The sequence below is a fragment of the Treponema denticola genome (assembly GCF_024400535.1).
GTDB lineage: Bacteria > Spirochaetota > Spirochaetia > Treponematales > Treponemataceae > Treponema_B > Treponema_B denticola_C.
The window spans coordinates 2,211,085-2,237,975 of record NZ_CP038800.1 but is presented as its reverse complement, the minus strand read 5'-3'; the positions used below and the strand labels follow the sequence as shown (position 1 = coordinate 2,237,975).

23 protein-coding genes are annotated in these 26,891 nt (G+C 39.7%); 13 read left to right on the top strand and 10 right to left on the bottom strand.

Translation table 11 applies throughout. The features are described 5' to 3' along the window. Nucleotides 1-7: 7 nt before the first annotated feature. Nucleotides 8-2,380, bottom strand: coding sequence for an ATP-dependent Clp protease ATP-binding subunit ClpA (gene clpA, locus E4N78_RS10500; RefSeq protein WP_255810501.1), 2,373 nt, complete (start codon nucleotides 2,378-2,380; stop codon nucleotides 8-10). Then, nucleotides 2,377-2,682: an ATP-dependent Clp protease adaptor ClpS gene (locus E4N78_RS10495; RefSeq protein ID WP_255810500.1), complete on the bottom strand. Its 306-nt coding sequence runs from the start codon at nucleotides 2,680-2,682 to the stop codon at nucleotides 2,377-2,379. The genes clpA and E4N78_RS10495 overlap by 4 nt, the downstream gene beginning before the upstream one ends. Nucleotides 2,683-2,822: 140 nt before the next feature. On the opposite strand from E4N78_RS10495, the gene E4N78_RS10490 reads away from it, so the two are divergent. The 4 genes from E4N78_RS10490 to grdB all read left to right on the top strand — a co-directional run bounded on the left by E4N78_RS10490 (nucleotide 2,823) and on the right by grdB (nucleotide 7,350). Beyond that, entirely contained in the window at nucleotides 2,823-4,016 is a 1,194-nt protein-coding gene (locus E4N78_RS10490) for a DHH family phosphoesterase (protein WP_255810499.1), read from the top strand. Then, entirely contained in the window at nucleotides 4,013-4,636 is a 624-nt protein-coding gene (locus E4N78_RS10485; RefSeq protein WP_255810498.1) for an epoxyqueuosine reductase QueH, read from the top strand. The genes E4N78_RS10490 and E4N78_RS10485 overlap by 4 nt, the downstream gene beginning before the upstream one ends. A gap of 117 nt (nucleotides 4,637-4,753) precedes the next feature. Then, nucleotides 4,754-6,043 (top strand): glycine/sarcosine/betaine reductase component B subunit, encoded by a 1,290-nt coding sequence (locus E4N78_RS10480; protein ID WP_002674584.1) that lies wholly within the window; start codon nucleotides 4,754-4,756, stop codon nucleotides 6,041-6,043. 11 nt (nucleotides 6,044-6,054) lie between these two features. Further along, a complete protein-coding gene (grdB, locus tag E4N78_RS10475; protein WP_255810496.1) occupies nucleotides 6,055-7,350 on the top strand; it encodes a glycine reductase complex selenoprotein B in 1,296 nt (431 codons plus the stop codon). Nucleotides 7,351-7,426: 76 nt separating this feature from the next. Here the strand turns inward: grdB and E4N78_RS10470 are convergent, their stop codons facing one another. The 6 genes from E4N78_RS10470 to E4N78_RS10445 all read right to left on the bottom strand — a co-directional run bounded on the left by E4N78_RS10470 (nucleotide 7,427) and on the right by E4N78_RS10445 (nucleotide 18,857). Then, nucleotides 7,427-9,109, bottom strand: a complete 1,683-nt coding sequence (locus tag E4N78_RS10470) for an ATP-binding cassette domain-containing protein (protein WP_255810494.1) — start codon at nucleotides 9,107-9,109, stop codon at nucleotides 7,427-7,429. A gap of 56 nt (nucleotides 9,110-9,165) precedes the next feature. After that, nucleotides 9,166-14,721 (bottom strand): alpha-2-macroglobulin family protein, encoded by a 5,556-nt coding sequence (locus tag E4N78_RS10465; RefSeq protein ID WP_255810493.1) that lies wholly within the window; start codon nucleotides 14,719-14,721, stop codon nucleotides 9,166-9,168. Nucleotides 14,722-14,914: 193 nt separating this feature from the next. Beyond that, complete coding sequence (gene clpB, locus E4N78_RS10460; protein ID WP_255810492.1) at nucleotides 14,915-17,494, bottom strand: ATP-dependent chaperone ClpB; 2,580 nt, start codon at nucleotides 17,492-17,494, stop codon at nucleotides 14,915-14,917. Nucleotides 17,495-17,653: 159 nt separating this feature from the next. Further along, nucleotides 17,654-18,334 (bottom strand): SanA/YdcF family protein, encoded by a 681-nt coding sequence (locus E4N78_RS10455; RefSeq protein ID WP_255810490.1) that lies wholly within the window; start codon nucleotides 18,332-18,334, stop codon nucleotides 17,654-17,656. Nucleotides 18,335-18,351: 17 nt separating this feature from the next. Beyond that, complete coding sequence (locus E4N78_RS10450; RefSeq protein WP_255810489.1) at nucleotides 18,352-18,627, bottom strand: DUF4160 domain-containing protein; 276 nt, start codon at nucleotides 18,625-18,627, stop codon at nucleotides 18,352-18,354. Beyond that, nucleotides 18,627-18,857 (bottom strand): hypothetical protein, encoded by a 231-nt coding sequence (locus E4N78_RS10445; RefSeq protein ID WP_253692115.1) that lies wholly within the window; start codon nucleotides 18,855-18,857, stop codon nucleotides 18,627-18,629. The genes E4N78_RS10450 and E4N78_RS10445 overlap by 1 nt, the downstream gene beginning before the upstream one ends. A 122-nt stretch (nucleotides 18,858-18,979) precedes the next feature. Between E4N78_RS10445 and E4N78_RS10440 the strand changes: the two genes are divergently transcribed. From E4N78_RS10440 to E4N78_RS10405, 8 genes are all read left to right on the top strand, one after another. Further along, the gene (locus tag E4N78_RS10440; RefSeq protein WP_255810488.1) at nucleotides 18,980-19,858 is read left to right on the top strand and encodes a hypothetical protein; all 879 of its coding nucleotides are present in this window, start codon (nucleotides 18,980-18,982) and stop codon (nucleotides 19,856-19,858) included. A 130-nt stretch (nucleotides 19,859-19,988) separates the two neighbouring features. Then, entirely contained in the window at nucleotides 19,989-22,229 is a 2,241-nt protein-coding gene (locus E4N78_RS10435) for an ATP-dependent helicase (RefSeq protein WP_255810487.1), read from the top strand. A gap of 109 nt (nucleotides 22,230-22,338) precedes the next feature. Further along, complete coding sequence (gene rpsP, locus E4N78_RS10430; RefSeq protein ID WP_253730840.1) at nucleotides 22,339-22,584, top strand: 30S ribosomal protein S16; 246 nt, start codon at nucleotides 22,339-22,341, stop codon at nucleotides 22,582-22,584. 36 nt (nucleotides 22,585-22,620) lie between these two features. After that, entirely contained in the window at nucleotides 22,621-22,854 is a 234-nt protein-coding gene (locus E4N78_RS10425; RefSeq protein WP_253717942.1) for a KH domain-containing protein, read from the top strand. Between the two features lie 2 nt (nucleotides 22,855-22,856). Then, complete coding sequence (gene rimM / locus E4N78_RS10420) at nucleotides 22,857-23,396, top strand: ribosome maturation factor RimM (protein WP_253698827.1); 540 nt, start codon at nucleotides 22,857-22,859, stop codon at nucleotides 23,394-23,396. Continuing rightward, nucleotides 23,393-24,124, top strand: a complete 732-nt coding sequence (gene trmD, locus E4N78_RS10415; RefSeq protein WP_147624008.1) for a tRNA (guanosine(37)-N1)-methyltransferase TrmD — start codon at nucleotides 23,393-23,395, stop codon at nucleotides 24,122-24,124. Before rimM ends, trmD begins: the two co-directional genes overlap by 4 nt. Then, nucleotides 24,117-24,476: a 50S ribosomal protein L19 gene (gene rplS, locus E4N78_RS10410; protein ID WP_010692350.1), complete on the top strand. Its 360-nt coding sequence runs from the start codon at nucleotides 24,117-24,119 to the stop codon at nucleotides 24,474-24,476. The genes trmD and rplS overlap by 8 nt, the downstream gene beginning before the upstream one ends. A 36-nt stretch (nucleotides 24,477-24,512) precedes the next feature. After that, on the top strand, nucleotides 24,513-25,466 hold the full coding sequence (locus E4N78_RS10405) for a hypothetical protein (protein WP_255810485.1): 954 nt from the start codon (nucleotides 24,513-24,515) through the stop codon (nucleotides 25,464-25,466). Here E4N78_RS10405 and E4N78_RS10400 read toward each other — a convergent pair. Together E4N78_RS10400 and E4N78_RS10395 are read right to left on the bottom strand one after the other, a co-directional pair. Next, nucleotides 25,455-25,874 (bottom strand): PIN domain-containing protein, encoded by a 420-nt coding sequence (locus tag E4N78_RS10400; protein WP_255810484.1) that lies wholly within the window; start codon nucleotides 25,872-25,874, stop codon nucleotides 25,455-25,457. The two genes, E4N78_RS10405 and E4N78_RS10400, sit on opposite strands and share 12 nt — an antisense overlap. Beyond that, nucleotides 25,855-26,097, bottom strand: coding sequence for a DUF6364 family protein (locus E4N78_RS10395; protein ID WP_255810483.1), 243 nt, complete (start codon nucleotides 26,095-26,097; stop codon nucleotides 25,855-25,857). Before E4N78_RS10395 ends, E4N78_RS10400 begins: the two co-directional genes overlap by 20 nt. A gap of 148 nt (nucleotides 26,098-26,245) precedes the next feature. On the opposite strand from E4N78_RS10395, the gene E4N78_RS10390 reads away from it, so the two are divergent. After that, on the top strand, nucleotides 26,246-26,890 hold the full coding sequence (locus E4N78_RS10390; protein ID WP_255810482.1) for a P13 family porin: 645 nt from the start codon (nucleotides 26,246-26,248) through the stop codon (nucleotides 26,888-26,890). The last annotated feature ends 1 nt before the right edge of the window (nucleotide 26,891 follow it).

The window sequence follows — 26,891 nt, the reverse complement described above, 5'->3', positions numbered from 1 at the left end:
AACCTTCTTATTTTATGTTCAATACCAAATAGGGCTTTTTAAGTTTGTCTCCGATTCGGCACTTTACTGAGCTGCCCTTCTTTGTTTCCCCGAAAAGAATCATGTCCGTTAAGGGTGTTACAAATTCGTCCTCGACAAGGCGGGCTGCGTTGCGGGCTCCGAATTCTTCCGAATATCCTTTTTCGGCTAAAAGAGGAATGACATCTTCTTCAAGCTCAAGAGAAATTTCTTTTTCGGCGAGCTGGGAGCGTATTTTTTCTACTTCCTTTTTGATGATGAGGCTCATAACCTGCATCGTAAGGGGGCCGAATTTTATGATTGCATCAAGCCTGTTTCTGAATTCCGGAGTAAAGGTCTTTTCGACAGCCTCATCGACAGCCGATTCCGAAATACGCTCTCCTCCGAAACCGATTAGGGGCTTTCCTATATTGGAAGAACCCGCATTGCTTGTCATAATAAGAATTATATTGTTAAAGGCCGCCTTTCTGCCCTGATTATCCGTAAGGGTAGCATAGTCCATAATCTGTAAGAGAATATTATAGATGTCGGAATGAGCCTTTTCTATCTCGTCCAAAAGAAGAACCGCATTAGGGCTTTTTTGCACGGCAGAGGTTAAAAGCCCTCCTTCTTCAAAGCCTACATAACCGGGGGGAGAACCTATGAGGCGGCTTACCGTGTGCTTTTCCTGATATTCGCTCATATCGAAACGGAGGAGGGGAATCCCCAGCTCTTCTGCAAGGGTCTTAGCAAGCTCGGTTTTGCCTACGCCCGTGGGGCCGACAAACAAAAAGTTTGCAACCGGCTTATCCTTAGAGCGGAAACCGGCTCGGGAACGTTTTACAGCCTTGGTAACACCCTCGATGGCGGTATCTTGGCCGAAGATTTTTTTTGAAAGAATTTCTTCAAAGTGCCGAAGCTTTTCCGTCTCGTTTACCGAAACCCTTTGTTCCGGAATCTTGGCCGTTTTTGCAACTATCTTATCTATGTCGGAAAGGCTTACCTCCGGCAAGGCTGTTTCTTCAAGGTTTTTTTCATCAGCTTCATTTTCGTTTTTTTCTTTATCGGCTTTTATTTTAATCAGGGCTCCGGCCTCGTCTATAAGGTCTATGGCCTTGTCGGGCAAAAACCTGTCCCTGATATGAATGGCCGAAAGATGGACTGCCGACTCCAAAACCTCATCGCTGTAGTGAACCTTATGAAAATTCTCGTAACTTTCTCGAAGACCTTTTAGGATTTTAAGGGCTTCTTCTTCATTCGGCTCTTCAATATCTATTTTTTGAAAACGCCTTGCAAGGGCTGCATCCTTTGTAAAATACTTATTGTATTCTTCAAATGTTGTAGCTCCTATACAGCGTATATTTCCATTAGTTAAAATAGGTTTTAATAGATCAGGGGCTTCAATGCCTCCGCCTCCCGAATTGGCATTTACTACGGTGTGAATCTCATCTATGAAGAGAACGGCATTTTTTTCCCTTGATACTTCAAGGACTATTCTTTTTAGTCTGTCTTCAAAGTCACCCCTGAATTTAGCCCCCGCCAATAGCTCCGACATACTTAAACTATAAATATTTGCATTTTTTAAAAAACTGGGAACTTCATTTTTTGCAATCCGTATTGCTAAGCCTTCGGTTATAGCTGTTTTGCCCACTCCGGCTCCTCCGACATGAAGAGGATTGTTTTTCTGCTTTCGGCATAAAATTTGTATTGTTCTCTCTATTTCTGCTTCTCTGCCGATTATGGGCGGGAGTAAGCCTTTTCTTGCTTTTTGAGTTAAATTTACCGTAAATCTTTCTATGAAGCTTTTAGCCTGCTTTTGCTTAATATTGTCTCCAGCAGAGCTGTTTTGACTTTCTCCTTTTAGGGGAATTTCATGGCCTGAGGCTTCATTTTGTGCGGTTTCACCGGAATATGCTGTGTATGCGTTATTATTTTTCCCATCATCATAGAATTCTGGGCTGCTTAAAAGCTGTAAAAGTTTTAAACGATCTATACCGCTTTTTTTCATAAAAAAAGAACAATGGTTCTTATCTTCATCTATCAAGCTTACTATTAAGTCGCTGATTCCTATTACAGACCTTTCGGCAGCATTGCAGTTTAAAATGGCCCGTTCAAAGACATTTTGTAAGCCTATAGTTTGGATAGGCTCCTCAGGGCTGTTTTGAGCCTTTGGCGGGATTTGATTTTCGAGATAATTGCTCAAATTATCGTGTATATATGCAAGATCCGAACCTGAAAGGGTAAAAAGCTCCAAGGCTTTCGGATAGAACATAATAGCCCACAAGAGGTGTTCCGGAGTAACAAATTCATGCTGTCGTTTTTTTGCATCTTCAACAGCGTCTTGAAAGACCTTCTGTACAGTCATACTCACTGTAAAATTCATATTTTTTCAATCCTGCATTGCAGCGGAAAATTATTATTTTTTGCTGCGGCTAATACTTGAAAGCATTTTGTATTCGCTATGTCGTAAACATAGACTCCAACGGATGCTTGTCCTGTTTTATGAACCTTATACATCAAGGTTTCAGCTTCTTCTTGGTTTTTATTAAAAATAGAAATAAGGATCGCAACAACGAAGTCCATAGGCGTAAAATCGTCATTTAGAAGAATGACCCGATAAGTATCCGGCTCCTTAATCTTTTCTGAGATGATAGTCCCTTTTTGGGCCTGTTTTTTTATTTCCATAAATATAAATTACTTTAAAATGAAATATTTTACAAGCAGAATTTAAATTTTTATTAAATAAATCCTTATATTTATGATTATTTACAAAAAAGGGAAAAAAACATTTGATATTTTTTAGAAATGTGATATACTGTATTGCAATGATTTGTTTAAATAATAACAGCTCTGATTCTAAAAAAGATTCTCCCCTCAGTATTCGTCAGAAAAATGAGGTAATTGAGCGGGTTTTTGAGCTTATATATTCAAAAACCGAGTTTTTGCTTCTAGGACATGTCTACGCTGATGAAGACTGTATAGCCTCTGTTGTTGCTATGGGCTTATTGTTAAGGAAATTCGGCAAAAAAGTAAGTATTTTTTTAGAAGAAAACATTCCGGAAAATCTTGCTTTTTTTGCAGATATATGCAATTATAATTCGATTTCAATGTTTGTTAAGCATATCACTGAAACAATCGATCCTCAAGCTATTTTTATATTGGATACTCCTAAGCCTGATATGATAGCCTTTAATGAGCAAATTGAAGTTTTTTTAAAGAATAAAAATATTCCAAAGGTAGAGCTGGATCATCACTTTGCTGCTGATGCCGGATATTCTGGAGATCCTGATTATAGATTAACGATGAGGGCATCCAGCACCTGTGAAATAATAGCTCAAATGTGCCTAAAACTTGAAAAAAGACCCGAAATACTAAAAAAGTATGAGATAAAAAATTTATATTCGCGTAATATAGTCCTTGCCATGCTTACAGGCATGATAGGGGATGCAAAATTAGGGAACTATCTTTTTAAACAAAGGGACAAGGCTTTTTATGAATATTTTTTAAAAAAATTCAATGCAATCCTTAATGTTCAGTTTGATAAGGGGTCCGGAAATATAAGCTCTGTAGAAGAGATTTTGGCAATACTTGAAAAACTTTCGGTTGAGGATACTCAACTATATAAACATATAATGAAGACTGCTGTTTATGATGGAAGAGTTGGAATTATCCTTCTTGACGAAAAACAATCAGCCTATTTAAGTTTTGGAGTAGATTATAACCAATTTTTAGGCGTTATCAAACGGGCTACAGATTTTATAGCTGAACAATCCGGAGGGGTAGGTATTTCCGCTTATTTTGACCCGATAGAAATTTCAGATAAGATTCAATTGAGAATCAGGGCATCCGAACATGTAAAAGGTATAGATCTAAGAACTTTATTGACCGATTTTAATATAAAAGACGGAGGCGGTCATCCGGGAGCTATAGGTTTTAGATTTCACCGTTCAGAGATAGAGGACTTAAATGCCTATGTAGAAAAAATAAGTGATAAGGTTAAAACTCTCTTACCTAAATGATAGAACCTAAGCAGAACTATGATAGGCAAATGCAGGAGCTGATAGCCTCATTATCAAGCGAGAAAAGAATATTTAATCTTCTTCTTCATTCCTGCTGTGCACCTTGCAGCTCTTCCGTTATCTTAAAGCTTGCTCCTTTTTTTAAGCTTACTGTTTTCTATTATAATCCCAATATAGACACGGATGAGGAGTACTCAAAAAGGGCCGAGGAACAAAAACATCTTATTTCCATATATAACGAAGAAAATCTATCATCTCACAAGATAGAAATAATCAAAGAGGCCTATGATCCGCAAGAATTCTCTGAGATTTCTCAAGGTTTGGAAGATTGTCCCGAAGGGGGGGAGCGCTGTATGCGCTGTTACCTTTTGCGGCTAAAAAAAACTGCCGAAAGGGCTAAAAAGGACGGTTTTGACTTTTTTACTTCAACTCTTTCGGTAAGTCCCCTAAAAAATGCGGAAAAACTTAATTCTATCGGCCTTTCCCTTGAAAACGAAGGCTGCAAATGGCTGCCGAGCGATTTTAAAAAAAGGAACGGCTATCTTGATTCTATAAATTTAAGCAAAAAATACGGTCTTTACAGACAGGATTACTGCGGCTGCAAATACTCGAAACGATAAAATTTTACTCATTTTATACTCATAAATTCAAATTTTAGAATTGACTATATACTTAATTCCTGTTATAATAAAAGCAAAGTAATCAATCTATTGACTAAAAATAATAGGAGGTCAAAAGTGAAACTTGAATTAGGTATTATACCCATTAACGACATGAAATTTGGAAACAAAACTGCCGTTAACGGAACATGCCTTGAAGTAAACAAAGCTGAACTTGAGGCTCTTATCAAGGAAGATCCGCTTGTAACCGGCGTTGAATTGCACATTGCAAAGCCCGGCGACAATACCCGAATTATCCCTGTAAAAGATGTTCTTGAACCCCGATGCAAGGTAGAAGGCAGCGGCGTTTGCTTCCCCGGTTTCTTTACCGGTGAAGAGGCTGTTGTTGGAGCAGGTAAAACCCACGTATTGAAGGGTGCTGCTGTAGTTACAACCGGAACCGTTGTTGGTTTCCAGGAAGGTATCATCGACATGAGCGGTCCGGGTGCTGAATATACACCCTTCTCAAAGACCGTAAACCTCGTTGTTGATTGCAAAATCCAAGACGATGTTACCCGTGCTATTAAAGAGAAGGCCTTACGCCTTATGGGCTTAAAAACAGCCCGATACCTCGGAGAAGCTGCTAAAAACGTAAAACCCGCTTCTGTAGAAACCTACGAAACACTTCCCTTCGTAGAGCAGGCTAAACAATATCCCAACCTTCCCAAGGTAGGCTATGTTTACATGCTCCAGAGTCAGGGACTTTTACACGATACCTACTACTACGGTGTCGATGTAAAGCAGATTCTTCCCACCATGATGTACCCCACAGAAGTTATGGACGGTGCAATCGTAAGCGGTAACTGCGTTTCTGCATGCGATAAAAACCCGACCTATGTTCACCAGAACAGCCCCATTATCCATGAACTCTATAAGAGACACGGAAAAGACATCAACTTCATGGGTGTAATTGTTACAAACGAAAACGTTACTCTTGCAGACAAGGAAAGATCTTCTAACCTTTCAGCAAAGTTGGCTCAGATGCTCGGCTGCGATGCAGTTATCGTTTCTGAAGAAGGTTTCGGAAACCCCGATGCCGACTTGATCATGAACTGCCGCAAGATCGAAGAAATGGGTATCAAGACCGTTCTCGTAACCGACGAATATGCCGGTCAAGACGGTGCAAGTCAGTCTCTTGCTGACTCGAACCCCTTAGGAAATGCTGTAGTTTCTAACGGAAACGCAAACGCTGTTGTAAAACTTCCCCCGATGAAGACCATCATCGGAGATGTAAAACAGGCAAATGTTATTGCAGGTGCTTGGGACGGAAGTTTACATGCCGACGGAACAATCGAAGCTGAAATTCAGGTTATTACCGGTGCTACAAACGAGCTCGGATTCTGGAATCTTAGCGCAAGAGGACTATAAGGAGTTAAGCTATGAGTAAAGTAATTGTTCATTATATCAATCAGTTCTTTGCCGGAAAGGGCGGAGAAGACATGGCTGACTACAAACCGGAGGTTATTGACGGAACAGCAGGTCCCGGTACCGGAATTCAAGGTGCTTTAGGAGATGCAGGAAAGATCGTCAAGACCATTATCTGCGGTGATAACTTTTTTAACGAGCACGAAGAAGAAGCTATTGCATTCGTAAAAAAAGTTCTTACAGATACAAAAGCAGACCTTCTTATCGCCGGTCCCGGATTTAACGCCGGACGATACGGTATGGCTTGCGGTAACGCAGCAAAGGTTGCTTTTGAGCTTGGAATCCCCGCTATTTCTGGTCTCTATGAAGAAAACCCCGGTTATGATGTATTCAAAGCCTTTATGTACACAATCAAGACAGGCAACTCTGCTGTAAGCATGAGAGAAGCTGTTCCTGCTATCGGAGCTTTGGCTAAAAAACTTTTAAAGGGCGAAAAAATTTGCTGCCCTGAAAAAGAAGGTCTCTTACCCAGAGGCGTACGCCAAAACTACTTTGCAGAAGAAAGAGGTGCAAAGAGAGCTGTTGACATGCTCATCAAGAAGATTAAGGGTGAAGAATTCGTAACCGAATATCCGATGCCCGTATTCGACAGAGTCCCTCCTCAGCCTCCCGTTAAGGATATTACCAAGGCAAAGGTTGCATTGGTAACCTCAGGCGGTGTTGTACCCAAGGGTAACCCCGACCACATTGAAGCTTCAAACGCTTCACACTACGGCGAATATTCAATCGCAGGTATGGCTGCTCTTTCATCAAAAGACAGTGAAACGGCTCACGGCGGATATGACCCGACCTATTGTAACGCAAACCCCAACAGGGTTCTTCCTGTAGACGTTTTGCGCGACATGGAAAAAGAGGGAAAGATCGGAAAGCTTCATGACAAGTACTATACAACGGTAGGAAACGGTACCGCTGTAAAGCGTGCAAAGAAATTTGCCGAAGAAATTGTTCAAAAACTTGTAAAAGATGGAGTGCAGGCTGTAATTCTTACCTCTACGTGAGGCACATGTACTCGTTGCGGTGCAACGATGGTTAAAGAAATCGAGAGATTCCTCCCGGTAGTACATATTGCAACTGTTGTTCCTATCTCAAAGACTGTTGGTGCTAACAGAATTGTGCCGGCTGTAGCTATTCCTCACCCGCTCGGTGATCCTAAAATGAACGACGCAGATGAGAAAAAACTCCGCCGATCACTTGTTGAAAAAGCATTAAAAGCTCTTGAAACACCTATTTCAGAGCAAACCGTTTTTTAATTTAGCTTTTTAAACTAAAGCCCCCAAGCCTCTAAGGCAAGGGGGCTTTTTTTATGCTTAGTTTATGCCGGCTAATTTAATATATTTTCCCTGACTCGATTTTAAGAAGGCGTGTAAAAAAATCGTCTTCATCCTCGGTATGACTAATTTCAAAGACTATCTTTGCTTGAGAATTGCCTAAAAGTCTGTTTCTTTCACTGCGGTAGCGTTTAATGGTTTGAATATCCATTCCGGCTTCGATTTCGTCTATGAGTATTATATCGGCTTCCTTTGCTCGGGCAAAGAGTTTTAGGGCAAGGAGCTTTTTTCTCATGCCTCCGGAAATATTTTTTGCATTGTCTTCGAGGATAAAGTTTAAAATGTCTTCATCATTTTTTGTTTTGGAAAAATCCCAGTCTTGCAAAAAAGCGGAGATTTCTTCTGTCTTAAGGCCTGTTTTCATTACTTTAAAATATTTTTCGATTGTTTCGTTGAGAATGAACTCATCTTGACTTATATAAAGAATTTTATTCTTTTTAAATTGAGATAAATATTCTTTGATGTTTTTTCCGTTGATGAGGATTGAGCCGCTTGAGGCTTCAAGAAGACCTGCTAAAAGTTTTAAAAGAGCAGTCTTTCCGCTTCCGTTTTTACCGCAGATTCTTACTCTATCCCCCGGATAAAAAGTCATATTGAGATTATTTACTAAGGGAGCAGGCATTTGCGTACTCGCCGGCTTTTTATCATTATCAAGATTATAATCAAAGGAAAAATTTTCAAACGAAAGAGATTGTAAGCTTTCCCATTTGAAAGTTTTTTCTTCCGTGTCTTTTTTGTCAAGTTGTAGTATTTCTTCAATGTGTTCAAATGCGGGAAGGTTTGCATAAAAGGCAGAGATCAATTGCTCGGTTTGAGTACTGAAAGAGAAGATCATGTTTGATATAAAAAATAAAAATAATAAGTCGCCTGTTGATGTATTTTTACCTAAAACTATAACCAAGGATAGGGCGAGGAGGGTAAAAACCATATTGATGTTTGCCAAAATATTTTTTAAAAAGACTTGGGTAAAATCGTTTTTGCGGGCAAGCTTGATAAAATTTTTAAGCATTTTTTTATGTTTTTCTTCAATGTAGCCTTCTAAATCGTTTGTCTTAAACAGTTCGATTGAATCTATAAAGGAATTTGTAAGGGCATTAGTTTTTTTTAATTCTGCGTTTACATTTTGAGAATTCTTTTTTATGGTTTTTCTTGCCAGTAAAGAAATCAAAAATCCTGTGCCGGCCATAAGAAAGAGTAAACCTCCCAAAGAAGGATTTAAGATTGAAACAAAAATTAAAAATAGAGCAAGCATTAAAAGATTTGAAAAGATGCGGATTCGGAAAAGCGTTAAGCTTGAAAAAACGCTCATGGTATCATTGAATAAAATATTTTTAATCTTTTCTCTTCCGGTATTGCTTATCCTTTGAAAAGGAGCATTTATGATGCTCTTAAAAAGTTTATTGCGGATCCGCAGTAAAATTATCCCTCCGGCCTTGTCCAATAATTGATACCAAAAAACATTTAAAAGGTTTCCTGCCAGTAAACAGCAAATATATAAAAGAAGATAGATAGCAAAGGAGCCGCCTCTTATTCCCTCCCTTATTTTATCGATAAGCAATTTAAAAAAGAGGGGCAGGCTTATTTCTACGCAGGCGAGGAGGAATGTTAAAAAATAGATAAGAGAAACCAAGGCCTTATTTTCTTTCCAAATTTCTTTACAGTATTTAAAAAATAGTTTCATAAATCCTAAAACGGTAAAATGGCTCTTACTTATCAAGCAAGAGCCATTAAAATTTTTTAAAAAGCTTTGAGCCTTGTGCCGGGGATGACTACCCTGTAAGCATAATCGTACATAGCCTCGACAAAGATTGCCGGTATATAGTATTCTCCTCCGTATGTTACGGTTCCCGTAAACTCAAAGTCCTTTGTGCCGTAGCCGTCCAAGGCAAAGTGAGTGTAAATATGAGTATCCTTTAAATCTTGGAAGTCATATAATTGCCTTGTGTTGCGCTCGTCTTCCGAATCCGTATCATCATCGCCTCCGAGTCTTGTGTTTGTAATTTCCCAGCCTGTCGGAATGGGGATTGAAAGGGTAAGGTTTTCAAGGGCGCCTTGAGTCTTATTGTCGACTCTTACCCTCATCTTAAACCTCTGTCCTTTTTTTAAGGTCTCGGGCGAAACTTCTTGATCATCCTCGTTTTGATATACAACCGAAAGTTTTAAGTTTTCTTCGATACGGGTTTCGCTTCCCGGGTTAAGTTTTCCTGCCGTGTTTATAGCAGCGAAGATAGGTGTATTTCCCGTATTCTTAATTTCCATCTTTTTTGCCGTTTCGGTATTTACAGGAATATTATGGAGTTTAGATGTATTATTCAATTTGTCCTTGATTACATTTTCTTCGGTTACAATCTCATAGTTTGCACTCTTATTTTTGTCGAAGGCGTAGTGAGGGGCTAAGGCTAAAAGAATCCAAGCCGTTTCCTGTGTCGAAAGCCAATCGTTGCTTGAAGAAATTTTAGCAAGCTTTGAAATAAGATTTGTAGTCCTTGAGGTTTCTCCGACCGTGGTGTAAGCATTTAAGATTAAAGCCAAGTCTCTGATATTGGACGAATAGTTTCCGCCCGTGCTCCTATAAACTGTGGTCGGCTCATAGAGCTTTTCGAGCATTGCCTTGGCCGTACTGCTGTGGCCTGCAAGACTGTAAGCATTTGCGAGGAAGGCCTTTGATACGGAGTTGAGGTTTTGCTCCATATTTTTTAAGCGGTTCATAGCTCCTATTTCGGGTTTACCAGCAAGGGCAAGGGTGTATAGGCGGTAGGCCTGAGTTTCCATGCTGTCCGCATAGGTGCCTGCCCAATTTTTTGCCATGTCGATTTGGTGGGAAAGCCAGCTTTGATAGATGCTGTCGTTTACTTCATAGCCGGCCTTTTTTGCTTCGACCATAAAGTGACCTGCATAGTTTGTAGCCCACGAAGTTTCATATCCGCCGCCCGGCCAATAGCTGAATCCGCCCGACCTAAGCTGATAGTTTATGTATCGGTTTAGAACCGAGTTTACATTGCTCTTTGCCTTGTCGATTTCCGTTTGGTCTAAGGCCGTTATCGTGTTTAGGTATAATTGAGGGAAGGCCTTAGATGTTATCTGTTCGATACAGCCGTAAGGATAACCTAAAAGATAGGCCAGGCGGTTTTCAAGTCCTAGGGCCGGCATTTGAGAAATTTCTACGCTTAAACTCTTTGTTCCGTTTTCACCTTTTAGAGGAACGGTTTTAGCAAATGTTTTTCCTGCTTCAATATTTATAAGCTCGACTGTAGAGTAGGGTATTCCTCTGGAAAGCACATCTATTTCGGTAAAGGCCTTTGCCGTTTTTGAAATGCCTGAGGCCGAGGCTTCCGCCGTGAATTTTGCAATGCCTCCCTTATCCGTTTTTACCTTAAAGAAAACGGAAGAGTCGGAATTTGCAGGGATACTTAACTCTTTTGTTTCGCTTATATTTATAGCTCCCTCGCTTTTTAAAACTACCTTTGCCTTTTTTTCGGAAGAAGTTCCGTTAAAGACTGTTACGGGAACCTCGATTGTTTCTCCTATTCCCATGGTGCGGGGAAGGGTAGGCATTACGATAAGATCGCTTTTTACCTTTACGGTTTCTTCTTTTATGCCATAGGCTCCGTCCTTTCCTGCAACTGCCATAATGCGCAAGGCTCCGATATACTGAGGAAGATCGAATTCGATTGTTTTCTTTTCCTTTGCTTTGATTTCAAAGGGGCCGAAAAAGTAAACAATGGGTTTAAAACGCTCCGCATTCTTTGAGGTCTTGTTATCTATAAAGCCTCCTCCTCCGACCGAGAGAATCGATTCTATATTGCCGCTGTAGGCTCCGATTACATATTTATAAACATCCCAAGAGGTAATTTGCGAGGACTCTTTTTTATAAAAGCTGTCCCAAGGATTTCCTGTATGGAAGGCTGTAAGACCTAAGAGTCCTTCGTCTACAACGGCAACGGTAAATGTCATAGGTCTTCCCTTTTCTTCGCTTACCGTAAACGAAACCTTGCTGTTGGGTTCATAGCTCGGTTCCGCTTGTATCACGGGACTTAGTCTTGATAATTTGTTTTCAATCATTACAGGGGTTATGCCGTACATTCTTATAGGCAGACTGTTTTTTGTCTGGCTGTGCTCCTGTATTAAACTTACATGGGCGTAGATGTTCGGAGCCATCGAAGGATCAAGTTTTAATTTGTACGAGAAAATTTTTCCCTTGGATTTTATCCATTCTTGTTTTAGAACCCTGCCGTTTTTTTCGAGCGTTATGAGGGCTTTTGCACCCTCATATCCGGGGAAGGTAATTTCGGCGGTATCATCGGCATAGTATTTTGCTTTATCGGTTGTGAGCATGATGATTGAATCGCTTGACTCATCGCTTGTTTTTCGGCTGGCCCATCCTTCCCAGTCAAAGTATACTACCTGAGCCGAGCTGTGCCCTCCGTTCGGATCTGAAACAGTAATCAAATACCTGCCCCAATCTCCATCCGTAACCTTCATCTTAAGCTCGGCCTTTCCGCCCTTTGCCGAAATATTCCAGTTTTTTATATGTTGCGTGTACCTTGAATTTGTATAGTTGGCACTTTCTTCATCTGCTTCCCACCACCAATACCATTCCAGCTTATAAAGGTCTACGCTTAAGTTTACGCCTTCTTTTACGGGATTTCCCTCAGGATCCAAAACCGCAAAATGCAGGGTTTGGTCCTTATTGGTGTAAAGCATATCTCTATACTCATCATCGCTTTTAGGAATCTGCATTCCGACATAGCGTGAATATGGCGAATAATCAAAGACCTTGTTTTCCGTAGAAAAGGCGCCTGAAGGCTCGTATATTCTTGTTTCAAAAATCGCTTTTAGTTTTCCGGGAGCTTTTGCTTCGGATGAAAGATAAAGATTTATGTCGGCTTTTCCCGAATCATCTAAGGTCCCTTCCCAAATTGTGTTTGAGTCTTGTTGTACGCTAAGTTCGGGATTTATAAAATTGTAGTTTTTATAATTTTCAAAGGGTGTCCGGTTTAAAACATAGCGGGCTGAAATTTCGGCCTTTAAGCCGGAAGCCTTTGCCCCATGGAGCCACTCGCCTCCAAGCACCGCCGGATTATAGCCTTCGGAAAAATATTTTGCTTTGGGATCAAGGTTTACAAAAAGACGGTTGGGTACAATGGATTCAACCTTTATGCTCTTAGACCAGGTCTTTCCTCCGGCTGTAACTCTTGCATACCATGTACCGGTTTTATCTTGAACATTGGTTTTAGTATCTATCCTATAAAAGCCGTCTACCGAAGAAGTAAAAACCTTAGTATCCGTTTTTTTGCCTAATGGGTCTTCAAGATAGAATTTAACAGGGTAATCTTTAGGGAGATTTTTTTCCAAATCCTGTAAAATAAATACAAGATGAATATCGTCTCCGGGGCGCCAAACTCCGCGTTCTCCGTAAATATAACCCTTAACTCCTTTTTTTGAAGACTCTCCTTCTACTTGAAAATGACTTGTAGAAAGCACTTCGGAATTAAGGGGAAGCCAGTTTACATCTCCGCTTTTTTCGGCTCTTATAAGGAAGGCATCGTTTTCATTTTTGAGCATTAAAAGCCCGTCGCCGTCGGTTTTGCCCGATTCAAATTCTTTTTGAGCAAAGTTAAATAAACTTATATTTACACCGCTCATAGGTTCGGCCGTCAATAGGTCGGCTGCACTGATGTAAAGTTTTCCTTCCCTGTCTTTTTTTGCCGATAAGCCTATGTTTGAAACCAAAATTCTTTTTATTGCCATACAGTAATTGCTGTATGACGGAAGATAAAAGGCCGGATGATTCGGGTTTTCCCGGTTCGACCAAAATTTATAACGGTCTTCGTCTTCTATATCGGAATTATTCCAATAATCGGTTTCGATGTTTTTAAAGTTTTCAATTTCGCTTATATCCTTGGGGAAGGGAAGGTGCGAAAACTCGTTGGATTTGGAAGAGGATTCATACATGCTGTGCTTTTTTGTAAAACTTGCACGAAGTTCGAACATACCGCCGGGGAATTTCTTTATCAGCTTGCTGATGTCGAGGGAATGTTGAACCGTTTTGTTTTTCATCGAGCTGTTCCATTCAAGGTCAAAGCTCTGCCGCCAGACGGGTTCTCCTACGCGATTTAGCTCATAGCTTCCGTCTATAGTATTTATCTGGAGAAATTGCGTCATATTTTTATCGTAGATCTGAAAGGCTTCCAGCATAAGGCCGCTGATATTTTTTGTAGAAACAAGGACGGACATTTCCTTTGCAGGAATTATGTTTCCGGCCTTTGTAAAGCGTATTGACGGTTTTTCCCAAGCAACCGTTATGGAAAAATCGGCTTGGGTTTCAAGTTTTTTTCCTCTTGAGTTTTTTATGCCGGGCAGTACCGATAAGCGTGTATTATCGGGGAAAAGCCCGTTTTGTGAAAAGATTTTAAGCTTATATCCGTCAATGCCGTATCTAAAAGGAATTTCGGGAGACGATTCAAGTCTTATAAAGCCTCTTAAATCTTGTGAAGAGTCCAGCATATCTGAAAAATTTACCTGTATTTCGCTTCCCGTTTCTTGAGAAAAAGAAGTTACCTGAAAAACCGATAGAGCAGCTACGGTAAAACTTGCAGAACTTGAGCCCTCTCCGCCGAGAGCTTCCAAATTCCATGATAGGTTCAATTCTTGAACTTGTTTTTTTCTGCCTATCTCTTTTATGCTTATCTTATATTGATTGGAGGCGGCTCCTTGGCTAACCTTTATAGCAGGGTTTGACTTTGAATTTCCAATCTTTAAATCGGCAGTAAGCATTTTTTCTATTGAGGCAAGGGTTTCAGGTATATCGGTTTCGCCGATACCCTCAAATCTAAAAATATTTTCTTTTTTTTCGTCGGGGATTAGTTCTCCCGATATAAGTTTAAACTCAGGATGAGCTATGTTGAATGTAAGGCTGATTGCCTTTTTCTTTTCGGTGTTTTCGAGAAGAAGGCCTACATCCAATTCCAGGTTAAGATCGGTTTTAAAGCTGTAGGCTGATGAGGGGGTAAAGGTAATTTGATTTTTACCCATTATCTTCCATTCTCCGGAAGGCTTAGGCGTTAAAACGCAGGCCTTTTCAAGGTTTTCGGGATGCTTTATTTCTTCCTTAAAAATCACATTGATAGGCTCAAGCCGCTTTAAGGCTCCGTAGCTTATGCTTTCAATATCATCCATTGCATTTTGCAAGGCTTGGTCATTTTTTTTACAACCGGCCATAAAAACCGATGCCGACAAAACAAGAACTAGAGCTGCTAAAAGCTGCTTTGATAATGAGTTTAAACTTTTCATAACATAATAATAGCACAGAGTCTGAAAATTTTCAATTGAGAATGAGTGTAAATTATTGAGACAATATTTTTTGTGTGTCAGTAGTTTTTACTATTCTTCTTTTTAAACAAAAAAGCGTTAAGATTTTTCTTAACGCTTTTTTTTATCGTTTAATTTTTCACCTTTTTTTAAAGACAAATCGGGAGCTGTTTTCTTACCCCTTCTTAAAGATAAGGCTGTCCTCTCCCTTGTCTACCAGTATTGTGCTGCCTTCAGGGAATTTACCTTCAAGGACTTCGCGGGCGAGTTTGTTTTCAAGCTCGGCCTGTATGGCCCTCTTTAGGGGGCGGGCACCGAACATGGGGTCGTAGCCTATGTCTGCAAGAAAATCCTTAGCCTTATCCGAAACTTTTAAGCCTAGTCTGCGGGTCTGCAAGCGTTCTGCAACGGATTTAAGCTGAATATCGACAATCTTTCGGATATGCTCTTTTTCGAGCCTGTTAAATGTTAGGATTTCGTCGATACGGTTTAAAAATTCGGGCCTAAAATTATCGCGGAGGATTTGGGTAATTTCTTCTTTTATGCTTCCCATGTCCTTTGCGGTCAATATATACTCGGAGCCTATGTTGCTGGTCATAATTATAATTGTGTTTTTAAAATCGACTACACGGCCTTGCCCATCGGTAAGACGCCCGTCATCCAAAATCTGCAAAAAGACGTTAAAAACATCCTGATGCGCTTTTTCGATTTCGTCAAAGAGGATTACGCTGTAGGGCCTCCGTCTTACGGCCTCGGTAAGCTGGCCTCCCTCATCATAGCCCACATATCCGGGGGGAGCTCCTATCAGGCGGCTCACGGAATGTTTTTCCATGTACTCGCTCATATCAATTCGGGTAAGCGCCTTTTCGTCATTGAACAAAAAGTCGGCTAGGGTTCTAGCCAATTCGGTCTTGCCGACACCGGTGGGGCCTATACATAAAAAACTTCCCAAGGGCCGGTTCATATCGGAAAGGCCTGCCTTGTTTCTTCTTATAGCATCCGAAACCACCCTTACGGCTTCATCTTGTCCGACGACGCGGGTTTGTAAAACTTTTTCAAGCTGCAAAAATTTTTGCATTTCGCTTGCAAGCATTTTTGCGACGGGAATACCTGTCCACATTGAAACGATTCGGGCTATGTCTTCTTCGCAAACCTCTTCGCGTAAAAGCTGTCCCTGCTGGCCTGCCTTTTTTTCAAGCTCGGCAGTAACGGCAGCTATCTTCTTTTCGAGTTCGGGGATTTTTCCGTATTTTAGCTCGGCTGCCTTGTTTAAGTTTCCTTCCCGGCTGTACTTGGTTTCTTCGATACGGAGCTGTTCCAATTCTTCCTTGTATTTGCGGGATTCGTTAATGCGGGACTTTTCGTTTTGCCATTGGGCCTGCATCGCATTCCGTTTTGAAGAAAGCTCCGCCAATTCTTCTTCAAGTTTTAAAAGCCTTTCCTTTGAGGCCGTATCGTTTTCTTTTCCTATAGAAACCTTTTCGATATTCAGTTGAAGAATTTTGCGCTCAACCTGATCAAGCTCTACAGGCTGGCTTTCTATTTCCATTTTAAGGCGGCTTGCAGCCTCATCTACAAGGTCGATTGCCTTATCGGGCAAAAAGCGGTTTGTGATATAACGGTTGGAAAGTACGGCTGCCGCTATGAGAGCTTCATCCCTTATGCGTACCCCGTGATGGACTTCATATTTTTCCTGTAAGCCGCGCAGGATTGCTATTGTGTCTTCAACCGTAGGTTCGGGGCAGTAAACCTGCTGGAAGCGGCGTTCAAGGGCGGCATCTTTTTCGATGTATTTTCGGTATTCGTTTAAGGTAGTGGCTCCTATCGCCCTGAGCTCTCCGCGGGCAAGGGCCGGCTTTAATAAGTTTGAAGCATCCATCGAGCCTTCGCTTGCTCCGGCACCTACAAGGGTGTGAAGCTCGTCGATAAAAAGAATGACTCGGCCTTCGGATTTTTGTACTTCGGAAATTACGGCCTTTAATCTTTCTTCAAATTCGCCGCGGAATTTTGCTCCTGCAACCAAGGCTCCGAGGTCAAGGGATAAAAGTCTTTTTCCCTTTAAGCTGTCAGGTACGTCGCCTGAAACGATACGCCTTGCAAGGCCTTCGACTATGGCCGTTTTTCCGACTCCGGGTTCTCCGATTAAAACGGGATTGTTTTTTGTTCTGCGGGAAAGAACCTGCATTACCCGCCTTATTTCTTCATCCCGTCCGATTACGGGATCTATCTTTTCATTTTTTGCAAGCTGTGTAAGGTCACGGCAAAATTTTTCCAAACTTCTAAATGTAGATTCGGGATTTTCGCTCGTTACCCTGTTGTTCCCGTGTACCTCTTTTAAGGCAGAAAGGAGATTTTTTAGATTGATACCCCGTGAACGCAAAAGTTCTCCCGTTTCGTCCTTAGATTCACTTAGAGCGAGTAAAAGATGTTCGGTAGAAACGTATTCGTCTTTTAATTTATCTGCATAGCCTTCGGCATTTGCAAAAACCTTTGCAAGTAAGGGCGAAATATAAGTTTGAGCGGACTGTCCCGTAACACGGGGCTTTCTGTCAAGCATTTTGTCGAGGTCATCCAAAAGACTTTCGGGACTTACTCCGATTTTTTCTACTAAAGGCGGAACAATTCCATCCTCTTGTTCTAAAAGAACATACAAAAGATGTTCACTTTCAACCTGACTATGGTCGTCTCTTTGGGCAAGCGAAGAAGCCTCTTGAACGGCTTCCGATGCCTTAACTGTATACTTATCTATATTCATGTATAAAAAATAATAAAAATTCAGGGAAAAATCAATATTCTGCAAAAATAATGCTAAAATATTTACTGAATTTAGAAAGGCTAACTTGTTATATTTTCCGATTATTTGAAAATAACCCCGCCATGCCGTCCTTTGGCCGGCAGAGCGGGGTTTTAATATTTAAAAATCCCATGTGTCTTTTGCATTTCCCGTTATAGGTATCTTCTTACCGAGGAATGTAGGCTTCACATTGAACATTACCAAAAAGAAAGTTTTTACCCTTGCCAAGGCTTCTCTTATTTCCCAGCTTATACGGGTTTCCCTGCTGTACTTTAAAACCTCAGGAGCTTCATAGGCTATGACATCGAGGCCTAATTTTCTTCCTATGTAGACGGCTCTTGCAGTATGGAAGGCCTGTGTTACCACAACAGCATCTTCAACACAAAAGATTTCCCGAGCACGGTACATTGTTTCATATGTAGAAAAACCTGCATGATCCATAAAGATTAGATTCTCATCAGTGCCGTAAATATCCTGCATAAAAATACGCATTCTGTTTACCTCATCATAGCCCTTTCTTCCGTGGTCGCCTGAAATCAAAACCCTTTCGGCTTTTTGGTTTTTTAAACAATTTACGGCGGCTTCGATCCTATCCCTCACAACATGCGAAACCGTGTTTTTATATACCTTAGCTCCGGGTACGATTACAACATATTTTTCCGGCAAGCCGGAAATGTTTTTATAAATATAAGGTTTCGAATAGTTAAGCATGTAGATGTTTATACTTACAATTCCTATTAAAATTAAAGCAAAAAGAAAAATAGTGCATAAGGCTATTTTTTTTATGGATTTAGATTTCATGTAACCGGGAGCTCCTTTTAATTATAAAATTGTACTTCTGAGTCATGATATGTTTTCCAAAAATTTATAAAGTCAAAATAGTAACTTTGCATAGCAGAAAAAATGCGGGTCAAATCTTTCTCAGGAATTTTACCCTTATTGTGAGCTAATTTAAAAGACCCATTCGATAAAACCCAAATTTTTGTATCATTTTTGCTTGGATTGCCCTTTGTGACATGAAAATGAATAGCTTCACCGTATTCATTTGACCAAAAATAAATTTTATAACCTGCAGTACGGAGATATATGGGCATCAGGCGCTCTCCAGTGCATCAAGATTGCGGAATGCCGTTATAGATTGATAAATCTGTTTAAGATAATTTTTAAAATATTCATTCTTTTCTACATCAAAATTAGAATGTATTATTTCTCCTCTATTTGTAAGCAAGATAGCTTCGGCTGTTTTAGAATCTTCAAAACATACATCGTTATCGGTATATGTAATTAAAATCCCATCTTTTTCACAAAAAATTTTACGATTCATAATAACCTCCTACGGTTTATATTATACCATAAAAAACTGAATATGTGTATGGATGCAGGTTTAAACGACCATTGTTTTATCTACTCCAAATATGTTATAATGACTAGGAAAAGAAGGTAAATATGGAAAAAATAGAATGTCCTAAGTGTAATTCCATCATGCAGGAATTTGATATCAAACCAAAAAAAGCCTCAAAATACGAGGATTGTATCAGGCGTTGTATACAGTGTCAAATCGGAGCATCAAATGCTAAGATAAATCCTACCTTTATTTATAAAGATTACAGAAATAATATTCCTAATAATTTATTAGAATATCTGGATAAAACTCTTAAAAAAACATTAAACACAGCCAATAGAGAAAATAAGAAAATTAAACTGAGGTTTTCCACATCCGAGGATGCCGTCAGCTGGATATTCATTAAGTATTTTCTTGTAAATGATAAACTTCCTGTCTTGCAACAAATATTTAATTTGGAAAATGGAATTTTGGAAATTCTAATGTGGGGAGTTCCTCAAATAAATCGTAATTCGGGATGTACGGAAAAATTAAAACATATCTGTGACAGCCTCGGAGAAGACAAAAAATATTACACGGAACCGGATATTATAATTATCACAAAGTCTGAATCAGTGTTTGTAGAAGTAAAAGTAAAATCCGGAAATGATAAGCAAGCAGCAGACAATAGAAATTATGATAAATACTTATTGGATAAATTTTATACCGATATTAAAGCTGCAAAAAAATCATCATATTATGAATTAATCAGAAATTGGACTATAGGAAATATATTTGCAGAAAATAATTTTAAACTGATAAATCTTGCTCCCCAAAAATTATTTTCTAACGAGAATCAAGATTCCGATTTTAAATTATTTATAAATTCATTGAAAGACAGCCGAAACTTTATTCAATTATCATGGGAGGCGGTATTTAAAAACCTAAAGAAATCAAACATTGAAGAATATTTTTATAATGAACTGGAAAAAAGAATATTTTAATACCGATTTTTAAATTCAGCCTAGCACCATCAATCCTTATTATTCTTTCCCTTGTACAATCCGTAAAAACGTGGTACAATGCAAAACCTTAGCTTAACTGAAAGGTCTTTAATTTTTTGGGAGGATTGTTTTGGCTCAACCGGATTATTTGAACATTCTTAATGAAGAGCAGCTTGCGGCTGTTAAGCATCAGGGTTCTCCTCTTTTGATTCTTGCGGGAGCGGGCTCAGGGAAGACCCGGGTTATTACTACCAAGATTGCATACCTTATTGGCGAACATAATATCGAACCTGAACGCATCCTCGCCGTAACATTTACAAACAAGGCAGCCAAAGAAATGTCCGAAAGAGCATCTCATCTGGATAAAAGAGCAGAGCGGGCAATGATCCGAACCTTTCATTCATTTGGAGCATGGATTTTACGCATGTATGCGGAATGGGCAGGGCTTTCACATAATTTTACAATCTATGATGATGACGACGCTCTTTCCCTTTTAACCCAAGCCTCTCCCGCCCTTACAAAAAATGCGGCCCGCGGTATCATAAAAAAAATTTCGCGTGCAAAGGATTATTGCCTTCTCCCCGATGATCCGCTTTTGCAGGAAGTTGATCCTAATCCCGAGTTTGCAAAAATCTATGCCGAATATCAAAAGAGGTTAAAAGAAACCGGAAACGTAGACTTCGGGGATCTTATCATGATTCCTGTTATGCTCTTAAAAGAAAATCCGCAAATCAGGGCATCTCTTCAAAACCGTTTTTCCGTAATAATGGTCGATGAATATCAGGACTCGAACATAGCCCAATTTGAATTCTTAAAAGTCCTCACGGGAGAAAATACCTATATCTGTGTTGTAGGAGATGATGACCAATCGATCTACCGTTTCCGCGGCGCCGAAGTTCAAAACATATTAACCTTTGCAGATACTTTTAAAAACACGAAGATAATAAGACTCGAAAAAAATTACCGTTCATATTCGGAAATTCTTGCGGTAGCAGATTCCGTTGTAAAAAAGAATACGGGCCGTCTCGGTAAAACCCTTGTGGCCGAAAGAGGAAAGGGACAAAAGCCTCATATTTATTTTTTGCCTAATCAGGAAACCGAGGCGGAACTTTGTGCCCGCCTTATATCGCAAGAAGTCGAAAACGGAGGAGCATATTCCGACTGGGCTGTCTTGTACAGGACTAACGCCCAATCCTTAAATTTTGAAACGGATTTTTTACACAAAAAAATTCCCTATCAGGTTATAGGTACTTTAAAATTTTATGAGCGGGAAGAAATAAAAGATGCACTTGCCGTTCTTGCTCTTATCTCAAACGGAAGGGACGAGGTGGCTTTAAGGCGTATCATAAATAAGCCTGCACGAGGTGTAGGAGAAATTACTCAAAAAAAATTAATCGATCTTTCTCGGGAACTTATGTTCTCTCAAAAAAGCGATGAGCTCAGCTTGGAATCCAAGGACGATTATATCTCGGCCATATCTGCCCTCATTAATTCAGTCTCCCTCACAAAAAAAGCAAAAGAAGGCTTAAAGAATTTTTTAAACACAATAAAAGAATTACGCAGTATAATAGAAGCCGGAGACATCTTTTTTAAAAAAGAAGAACCGAAGGGCGAAGGCTTGGCGCCTTTTATCTATGAGGTTTTAAAACAATCGGGCTTCGCCGAATATTACGAATCGGTAGACTCGGCATCCGGCACCCAAAAGACTGCAAACTTAAACGAGCTTGCAAACACGGCCTCTCTTTACGATTTTTCGGTAAAGGGCTTAAACGAATTTTTAGAGCACATCGAATTGGATAGAAGCCTTGCCGAGTCCGAAGAAAAAAAAGATTCCGTAAACCTCATTACCATTCATAATACAAAAGGCTTGGAATTTAAAAACGTAATTATCACGGGCCTTGAAACGGGAGTATTCCCCCGAGACAACGGAAACTTTGATGAGCTTGAAGAAGAAAGAAGACTTATGTATGTAGCCTGCACCCGTGCAAAGGATGCTCTCTACATGACAAGCTGCTCCTCGCGCCGCCTTTACGGCAGCCTGACATTTACCCAGCCAAGCCGCTTTATCTTCGAAATAGATCAAGGTCTAGTAAACATCTCGGAGGCCTCATCTTCTTATTCTACTTTTTCTGGCAGCTTCGGGAAACAAATACCTACCGATTTTAGCACAAAAAAAGAAGAACACCCCCTCCTTTCCAAATGGAAGAAGGGAGAAAAAATTTATCACGACGATTACGGCTACGGGGCAATAATTAAGGCCGATGCTTCAAGCGGAGAACTTGTAGTAAACATCCAATTTGAAACCGGTCTTATAAAACGCTTTATGCCGGAATACCAATCAAACGATATGACAATAATAAAGGATATGTAAATTCCCTATTGACTAATTCTTTTCTTTATAGTATTATGCTTTCCTACTCGTATTTTCATTAAAACACGGGTTTTATATTGAAATTTTGGGTTAATCCCGGGAGGTTTACGTGGTAAAAATCAGACTAAAAAGACTCGGAACTAAAAAACGCCCTTATTATCGAATTGTTGTTCAGGATGTAAGAGAACCCCGAAACGGCAAAACCATCGATGAAGTCGGCATTTATCATCCGATCGAAACGGCAGAAAAACAGATTTCTTTTGATGCTGATAGGGTTAGAAACTGGTTGGGAAAAGGTGCACAGCCCACCGACACAGTTAGACGTTTACTTAACAAAAAAGAATTCACTCTATAAGTGTAAAATCACTTGACAGGTGAAAAGGAAAACAAAATGCAAAAAGATTTAATAGAATACATTGCTAAATCCCTCGTTGATGATCCTTCCGCCGTAACGGTATCGGAAAGTGAAAACGAAAAGGGAACAGTCATCGAGCTTAAAGTAGCCTCGAGCGACATCGGCAAGGTAATCGGAAAGCAGGGAAGAATCGCAAAGTCGATCAGAACCTTGCTGAGCGCAAGTGCAGGAAAGTCGGGAAAGCGTTATTCGCTTGAAATTGTAGACTAATAATGGATTTGCTTGCAACAGGGCGAATCCGCGGCACCTTCGGGGTCGAAGGATTTGTAAAAGTTGAAAGTTTTTCCGGGGAATACGAGCATTTTTTAAGTTTTGACAGAGTTTTTTTAAGTATTCTTAAGGAAAAATTAAGAGAGCAAAAATATAAAGACGGCTGGTTTGAAATTGAAGAAGTTAATTTAAGAAAGGCCGATGCTCTTGTAAAATTTAAGGGGATAGACAACCCCGAAGCCGCCAAGTGTTTGACGGGTTCGGAATTGTTTATTCCTAGGGACAAGGCTGCTCCCCTTGATGAGGGCGAAGTTTATGTCCATGATCTTTGTAATTGTAATCTTGTATGCGAAGGAACTCTTGTTGGAAAAATAACAAGTGTAGCAGAAGGCGGAGGCGGTTACCTCTTAGAAATAGCCGGCAAAACCTCCGAGGCTGCTGCGGAATCGAGCTTTTATGTTCCCTTTAATAAGGAATTTATCGGAAAAATCGACTTAAAAGCCAAAACCGTGGAGCTCATGCACCGCTGGATTCTTGAATGAGATTCGATGTGCTGACCTTATTCCCCGAAATACCCGAAGCTTTTTTTAAAACTTCGATTATGGCCAAGGCTGTAGAAAAGGGAATTATTAGCTGCAACTTGGTAAACATCAGAGACTTTGCTTTTGACAAGCACCGCTCATGCGATGACATTGTTTACGGCGGAGGGGCAGGAATGTTACTTTTGCCGGAACCTTTGAGCCTCGCATTGGACTCGGTTAATGCTTCTTCAAAACGGGTAATATATGTTACCCCGTCAGGGAAGCCTTTTAACCAAGAGCTGGCAAAAGAGCTTTCGTCAGAAGAGGCTCTCGTCTTTGTCTGCGGAAGATATGAAGGAATCGATCAGAGAATAATCGACGAGTATGTTGATGATGAAATCTCGGTCGGCGACTATGTTATGTCCTCAGGCGAGCTTGCAGCCCTAGTGATAATCGATGCGGTTTACCGCCTGATAGACGGAGTTATTTCCGGCGAGTCGCTTGAAGAAGAAAGTTTTTCAGGATTTTTGCTTGAGTACCCGCAATATACAAGACCAAGAAATTTTAAGGGAAGAGAGGTTCCCGAAGTGCTCCTTTCAGGACACCATCTAAATATCCATAAGTGGAGGCTAAAAAAGCGTATCGAAAAAACGCTTAAAACGAGGCCCGACCTTATCGAAAAGGCAAGAAATTGCGGGATGTGGACAAAGGAAGCAGAAAAAATACTTAAGGAGTTTGAAAATGAGTGATCTGATTATGAAAATTGAAGCTCAGCAAAAGGCTGAAAACCCTCCCGTTTTCCGTGTAGGAGATACGGTTAAAGTTCACTTTAAAATCGTTGAAGGAAAGACCGAGCGAATTCAGGTTTATGAGGGCTTGGTAATCTGTTTTAAAAATTCCGGAATCGGAAGAACATTTACCGTACGAAAAAATTCTTACGGTGTAGGGGTTGAACGAGTTTTCCCCCTTCATTCACCTCGAATTGCTAAGGTTGAAGTTGTACGCCCTGGAAAGGTACGCCGAGCTAAACTTTACTATATCAGGGATAAGGTAGGTAAGGCCGCTAAGATTAAGACCCTTATTACCAAAAAAGACTCGTAAACTTTGAGTTTAAACTTTTAAATCGGCAAAAAATTTGTGATTTATACGGACGGTACAAAAGTTTTTTTTACCGCCTCAAGACGGGCTGCCTCAGGTTCGATGAGCTTAAAAAACGGCGATATTGTAAACGCTAAAATTTTAAGCTTAAAGACGGACGGGGCAGCCCGTATTTTTTTTAACGGAAGTATTTTTGAGGGGAATGTTTCAGGAAGCCTAAAGGAAGGCGACAGTCTAAAAATGAGAGTTGTCATCGACTCTGATAGAGTTCTTCTCATTCCCGAAAAGGGAGATGACGCCTCTTCTTCAAAGGACATCTTTTCTAAACTTGGACTTCCGCAAAACGAATTGACTTCAAGTATTCTTGCCTTTTTTACGGCGATAGAAAGCCGCCTTGATGAAAAATCGATAAACCGCATTTTTAACTTTTTGCACAAAAAGACGGCAGCTAAGGCATCAGGCCGAGCCTCTTTAAAAGAAAAGGAAAAAAGCGCCTTTGCCGCCTCTCTTATCGAAAACAAGGGCATTGAGCTTTCTGATGAGCTTTTTTCGCAAATCTATGAAGCCCTTTTCGGCGGCGGCGGTGAAAAAAATGATGATGAAGTTTTGGAGATGATAAATCACTTAAAAGGTGAGGGTCTTCATTGGATAATCCTTCCCTTTGACAGAGAATTTGATTCTTCCAAGGCCTCAGGTTCTTTGGCTCTTCTATTGGATATAAGCTTAAAAAAGCTTAGGTCTCTGGTACTTCGCTGTAATTTTAAAAATTCCGGCGAAGACGAATCTTGGATTTTTTCTTTGCAGGATAAAGAGTTTATATTTATGCGTGAAGACTCCGAACTTTCACAAAAGGAAAAAACTGATCTGGAAAAGCTTTTTACTTCCTGCCTAACGGAAGCTGGATTTTTCGATTCGGATACCGCCTCCGTTTTTGTCCGCTATGGAGAGCCGTCAAAATACGAACCTCCTCTTTCAGTCGATTTAAGAGTTTGATACTTTTATAAAGAATTGTTCCGGCGTAAAGACTTGAACTCTTGCCGATTTAAAATCGCCTAAATTTCTTGAAATTATGTAGTCAATACTATTTTTTACGGCACTTACTTCAATTACAGCATCTTCATAATCCTTAACCGGAGAAAATAAAGCTTCTCTTAAAATTTTTTCATCAATAGGAATTATATTAAACATATCAAGAAGGGCAGAAATAATATCAGCTGCCTTGTTTTTATCTTTTTTTTCTTTTAATAAAAAATAAGATAGGGTTGTTATTTCGTGAGCAGCAATGAAACCGAATAGCTTTTTTTCGACACACATATTTATAATATTTGCCGCTTCCTCGTGAAAATTACGTTTGTTAAGAAAATCCAAAATTATATTTAAATCAATTAGAACCTTTTTCATAAAATTCTTTCCGCAATTCTTTTTTATCCGGTATAGGGTGTTTTTCAAAGATTCCATACAAGGCGGCTGTTTTGGGGTTAAGCTTGTGTTGGTTATCGGTGTTCCGTAAATTCATAAGATATTGTTCAAATAACCTTGAAATAGATATTCCGCTTTTTCGGGAGTAAAGATGGGCAAAATCTATCAGTTCATTATCGATACTTAAAGTAAGTTTTTTTGGCATATTTACCTCCATACGTATTAAGTATAGATTATTACGTATTAAAAGTCAATATAAAATTATTCCTATGGATAACTTTTTTAATGATATCTCTAAGCTTGACAAAATCCTAGATTCAGCTTAGAATTATGCTATAAGCGGAGGTAAAGTTATGAAAAAAATGCTTATGGTTACAGTGCTTTTGCTCATAGGTTTTTCTTTATATGCCGAAGAAAATGTAAAACAAATTAATGAAGATGATGAAAGTTTTTCTTATTATTTGACTGTGAATCAACTTATAAGTAAAAACCTTTTTAAAAACAAAGATTTAATCTCTGAATATTCTCAAAAATTAAATAATGAGCAAATTTTATTGATTCAAAAAAAATACCAAAAAGACTTGGCTGTGCCTCTTTTGTTAAATGGGTTTGTCGGGTTCGGCAGCGGTAATTTTGCTTGCGGCGATATGCTGGGCGGAGGAATTCATGCCGCTATTGACGGTTTATCGGTGTTATCGGTGCTTACTATGCAATTTATTAATTTGGTAGATCTATTTTCCACCACTAGTTCGGACTTTCAGACAGGTCTAGCCAATATTGATAGGAGAATGAAGATATTCAGTTATGTGGCCTATTCAGCCGGAAGTATTATGCTTGTTAACCGTATTGCTTCATTAATTACAGCGAGCTTATATGTAAAAAGGTATAATCAAACCTTAAATGATGTGTTAATAAAAAAGATACCTAAGGTTTCATTTACTCCTGTTCCTGTCATTAGTCCTGAGGGAGTAGGGCTTGCTTTGAATATAAGATTTTAGA

Excerpts from the sequence above, each read along its gene's own strand:
- rimM (WP_253698827.1), top strand. The coding sequence starts at position 22,857 with ATGGATTTGCTTGCAACAGGGCGAATCCGCGGCACCTTCGGGGTCGAA.
- E4N78_RS10465 (WP_255810493.1), bottom strand. The coding sequence starts at position 14,721 with ATGAAAAGTTTAAACTCATTATCAAAGCAGCTTTTAGCAGCTCTAGTT.
- E4N78_RS10440 (WP_255810488.1), top strand. The coding sequence starts at position 18,980 with ATGGAAAAAATAGAATGTCCTAAGTGTAATTCCATCATGCAGGAATTT.
- trmD (WP_147624008.1), top strand. The coding sequence starts at position 23,393 with ATGAGATTCGATGTGCTGACCTTATTCCCCGAAATACCCGAAGCTTTT.
- E4N78_RS10395 (WP_255810483.1), bottom strand. The coding sequence starts at position 26,097 with ATGCCAAAAAAACTTACTTTAAGTATCGATAATGAACTGATAGATTTT.
- E4N78_RS10390 (WP_255810482.1), top strand. The coding sequence starts at position 26,246 with ATGAAAAAAATGCTTATGGTTACAGTGCTTTTGCTCATAGGTTTTTCT.
- E4N78_RS10485 (WP_255810498.1), top strand. The coding sequence starts at position 4,013 with ATGATAGAACCTAAGCAGAACTATGATAGGCAAATGCAGGAGCTGATA.
- E4N78_RS10445 (WP_253692115.1), bottom strand. The coding sequence starts at position 18,857 with ATGAATCGTAAAATTTTTTGTGAAAAAGATGGGATTTTAATTACATAT.
- E4N78_RS10455 (WP_255810490.1), bottom strand. The coding sequence starts at position 18,334 with ATGAAATCTAAATCCATAAAAAAAATAGCCTTATGCACTATTTTTCTT.
- E4N78_RS10470 (WP_255810494.1), bottom strand. The coding sequence starts at position 9,109 with ATGAAACTATTTTTTAAATACTGTAAAGAAATTTGGAAAGAAAATAAG.
- E4N78_RS10490 (WP_255810499.1), top strand. The coding sequence starts at position 2,823 with ATGATTTGTTTAAATAATAACAGCTCTGATTCTAAAAAAGATTCTCCC.
- E4N78_RS10425 (WP_253717942.1), top strand. The coding sequence starts at position 22,621 with ATGCAAAAAGATTTAATAGAATACATTGCTAAATCCCTCGTTGATGAT.
- clpB (WP_255810492.1), bottom strand. The coding sequence starts at position 17,494 with ATGAATATAGATAAGTATACAGTTAAGGCATCGGAAGCCGTTCAAGAG.
- E4N78_RS10495 (WP_255810500.1), bottom strand. The coding sequence starts at position 2,682 with ATGGAAATAAAAAAACAGGCCCAAAAAGGGACTATCATCTCAGAAAAG.
- E4N78_RS10450 (WP_255810489.1), bottom strand. The coding sequence starts at position 18,627 with ATGCCCATATATCTCCGTACTGCAGGTTATAAAATTTATTTTTGGTCA.
- clpA (WP_255810501.1), bottom strand. The coding sequence starts at position 2,380 with ATGAATTTTACAGTGAGTATGACTGTACAGAAGGTCTTTCAAGACGCT.
- rplS (WP_010692350.1), top strand. The coding sequence starts at position 24,117 with ATGAGTGATCTGATTATGAAAATTGAAGCTCAGCAAAAGGCTGAAAAC.
- E4N78_RS10400 (WP_255810484.1), bottom strand. The coding sequence starts at position 25,874 with ATGAAAAAGGTTCTAATTGATTTAAATATAATTTTGGATTTTCTTAAC.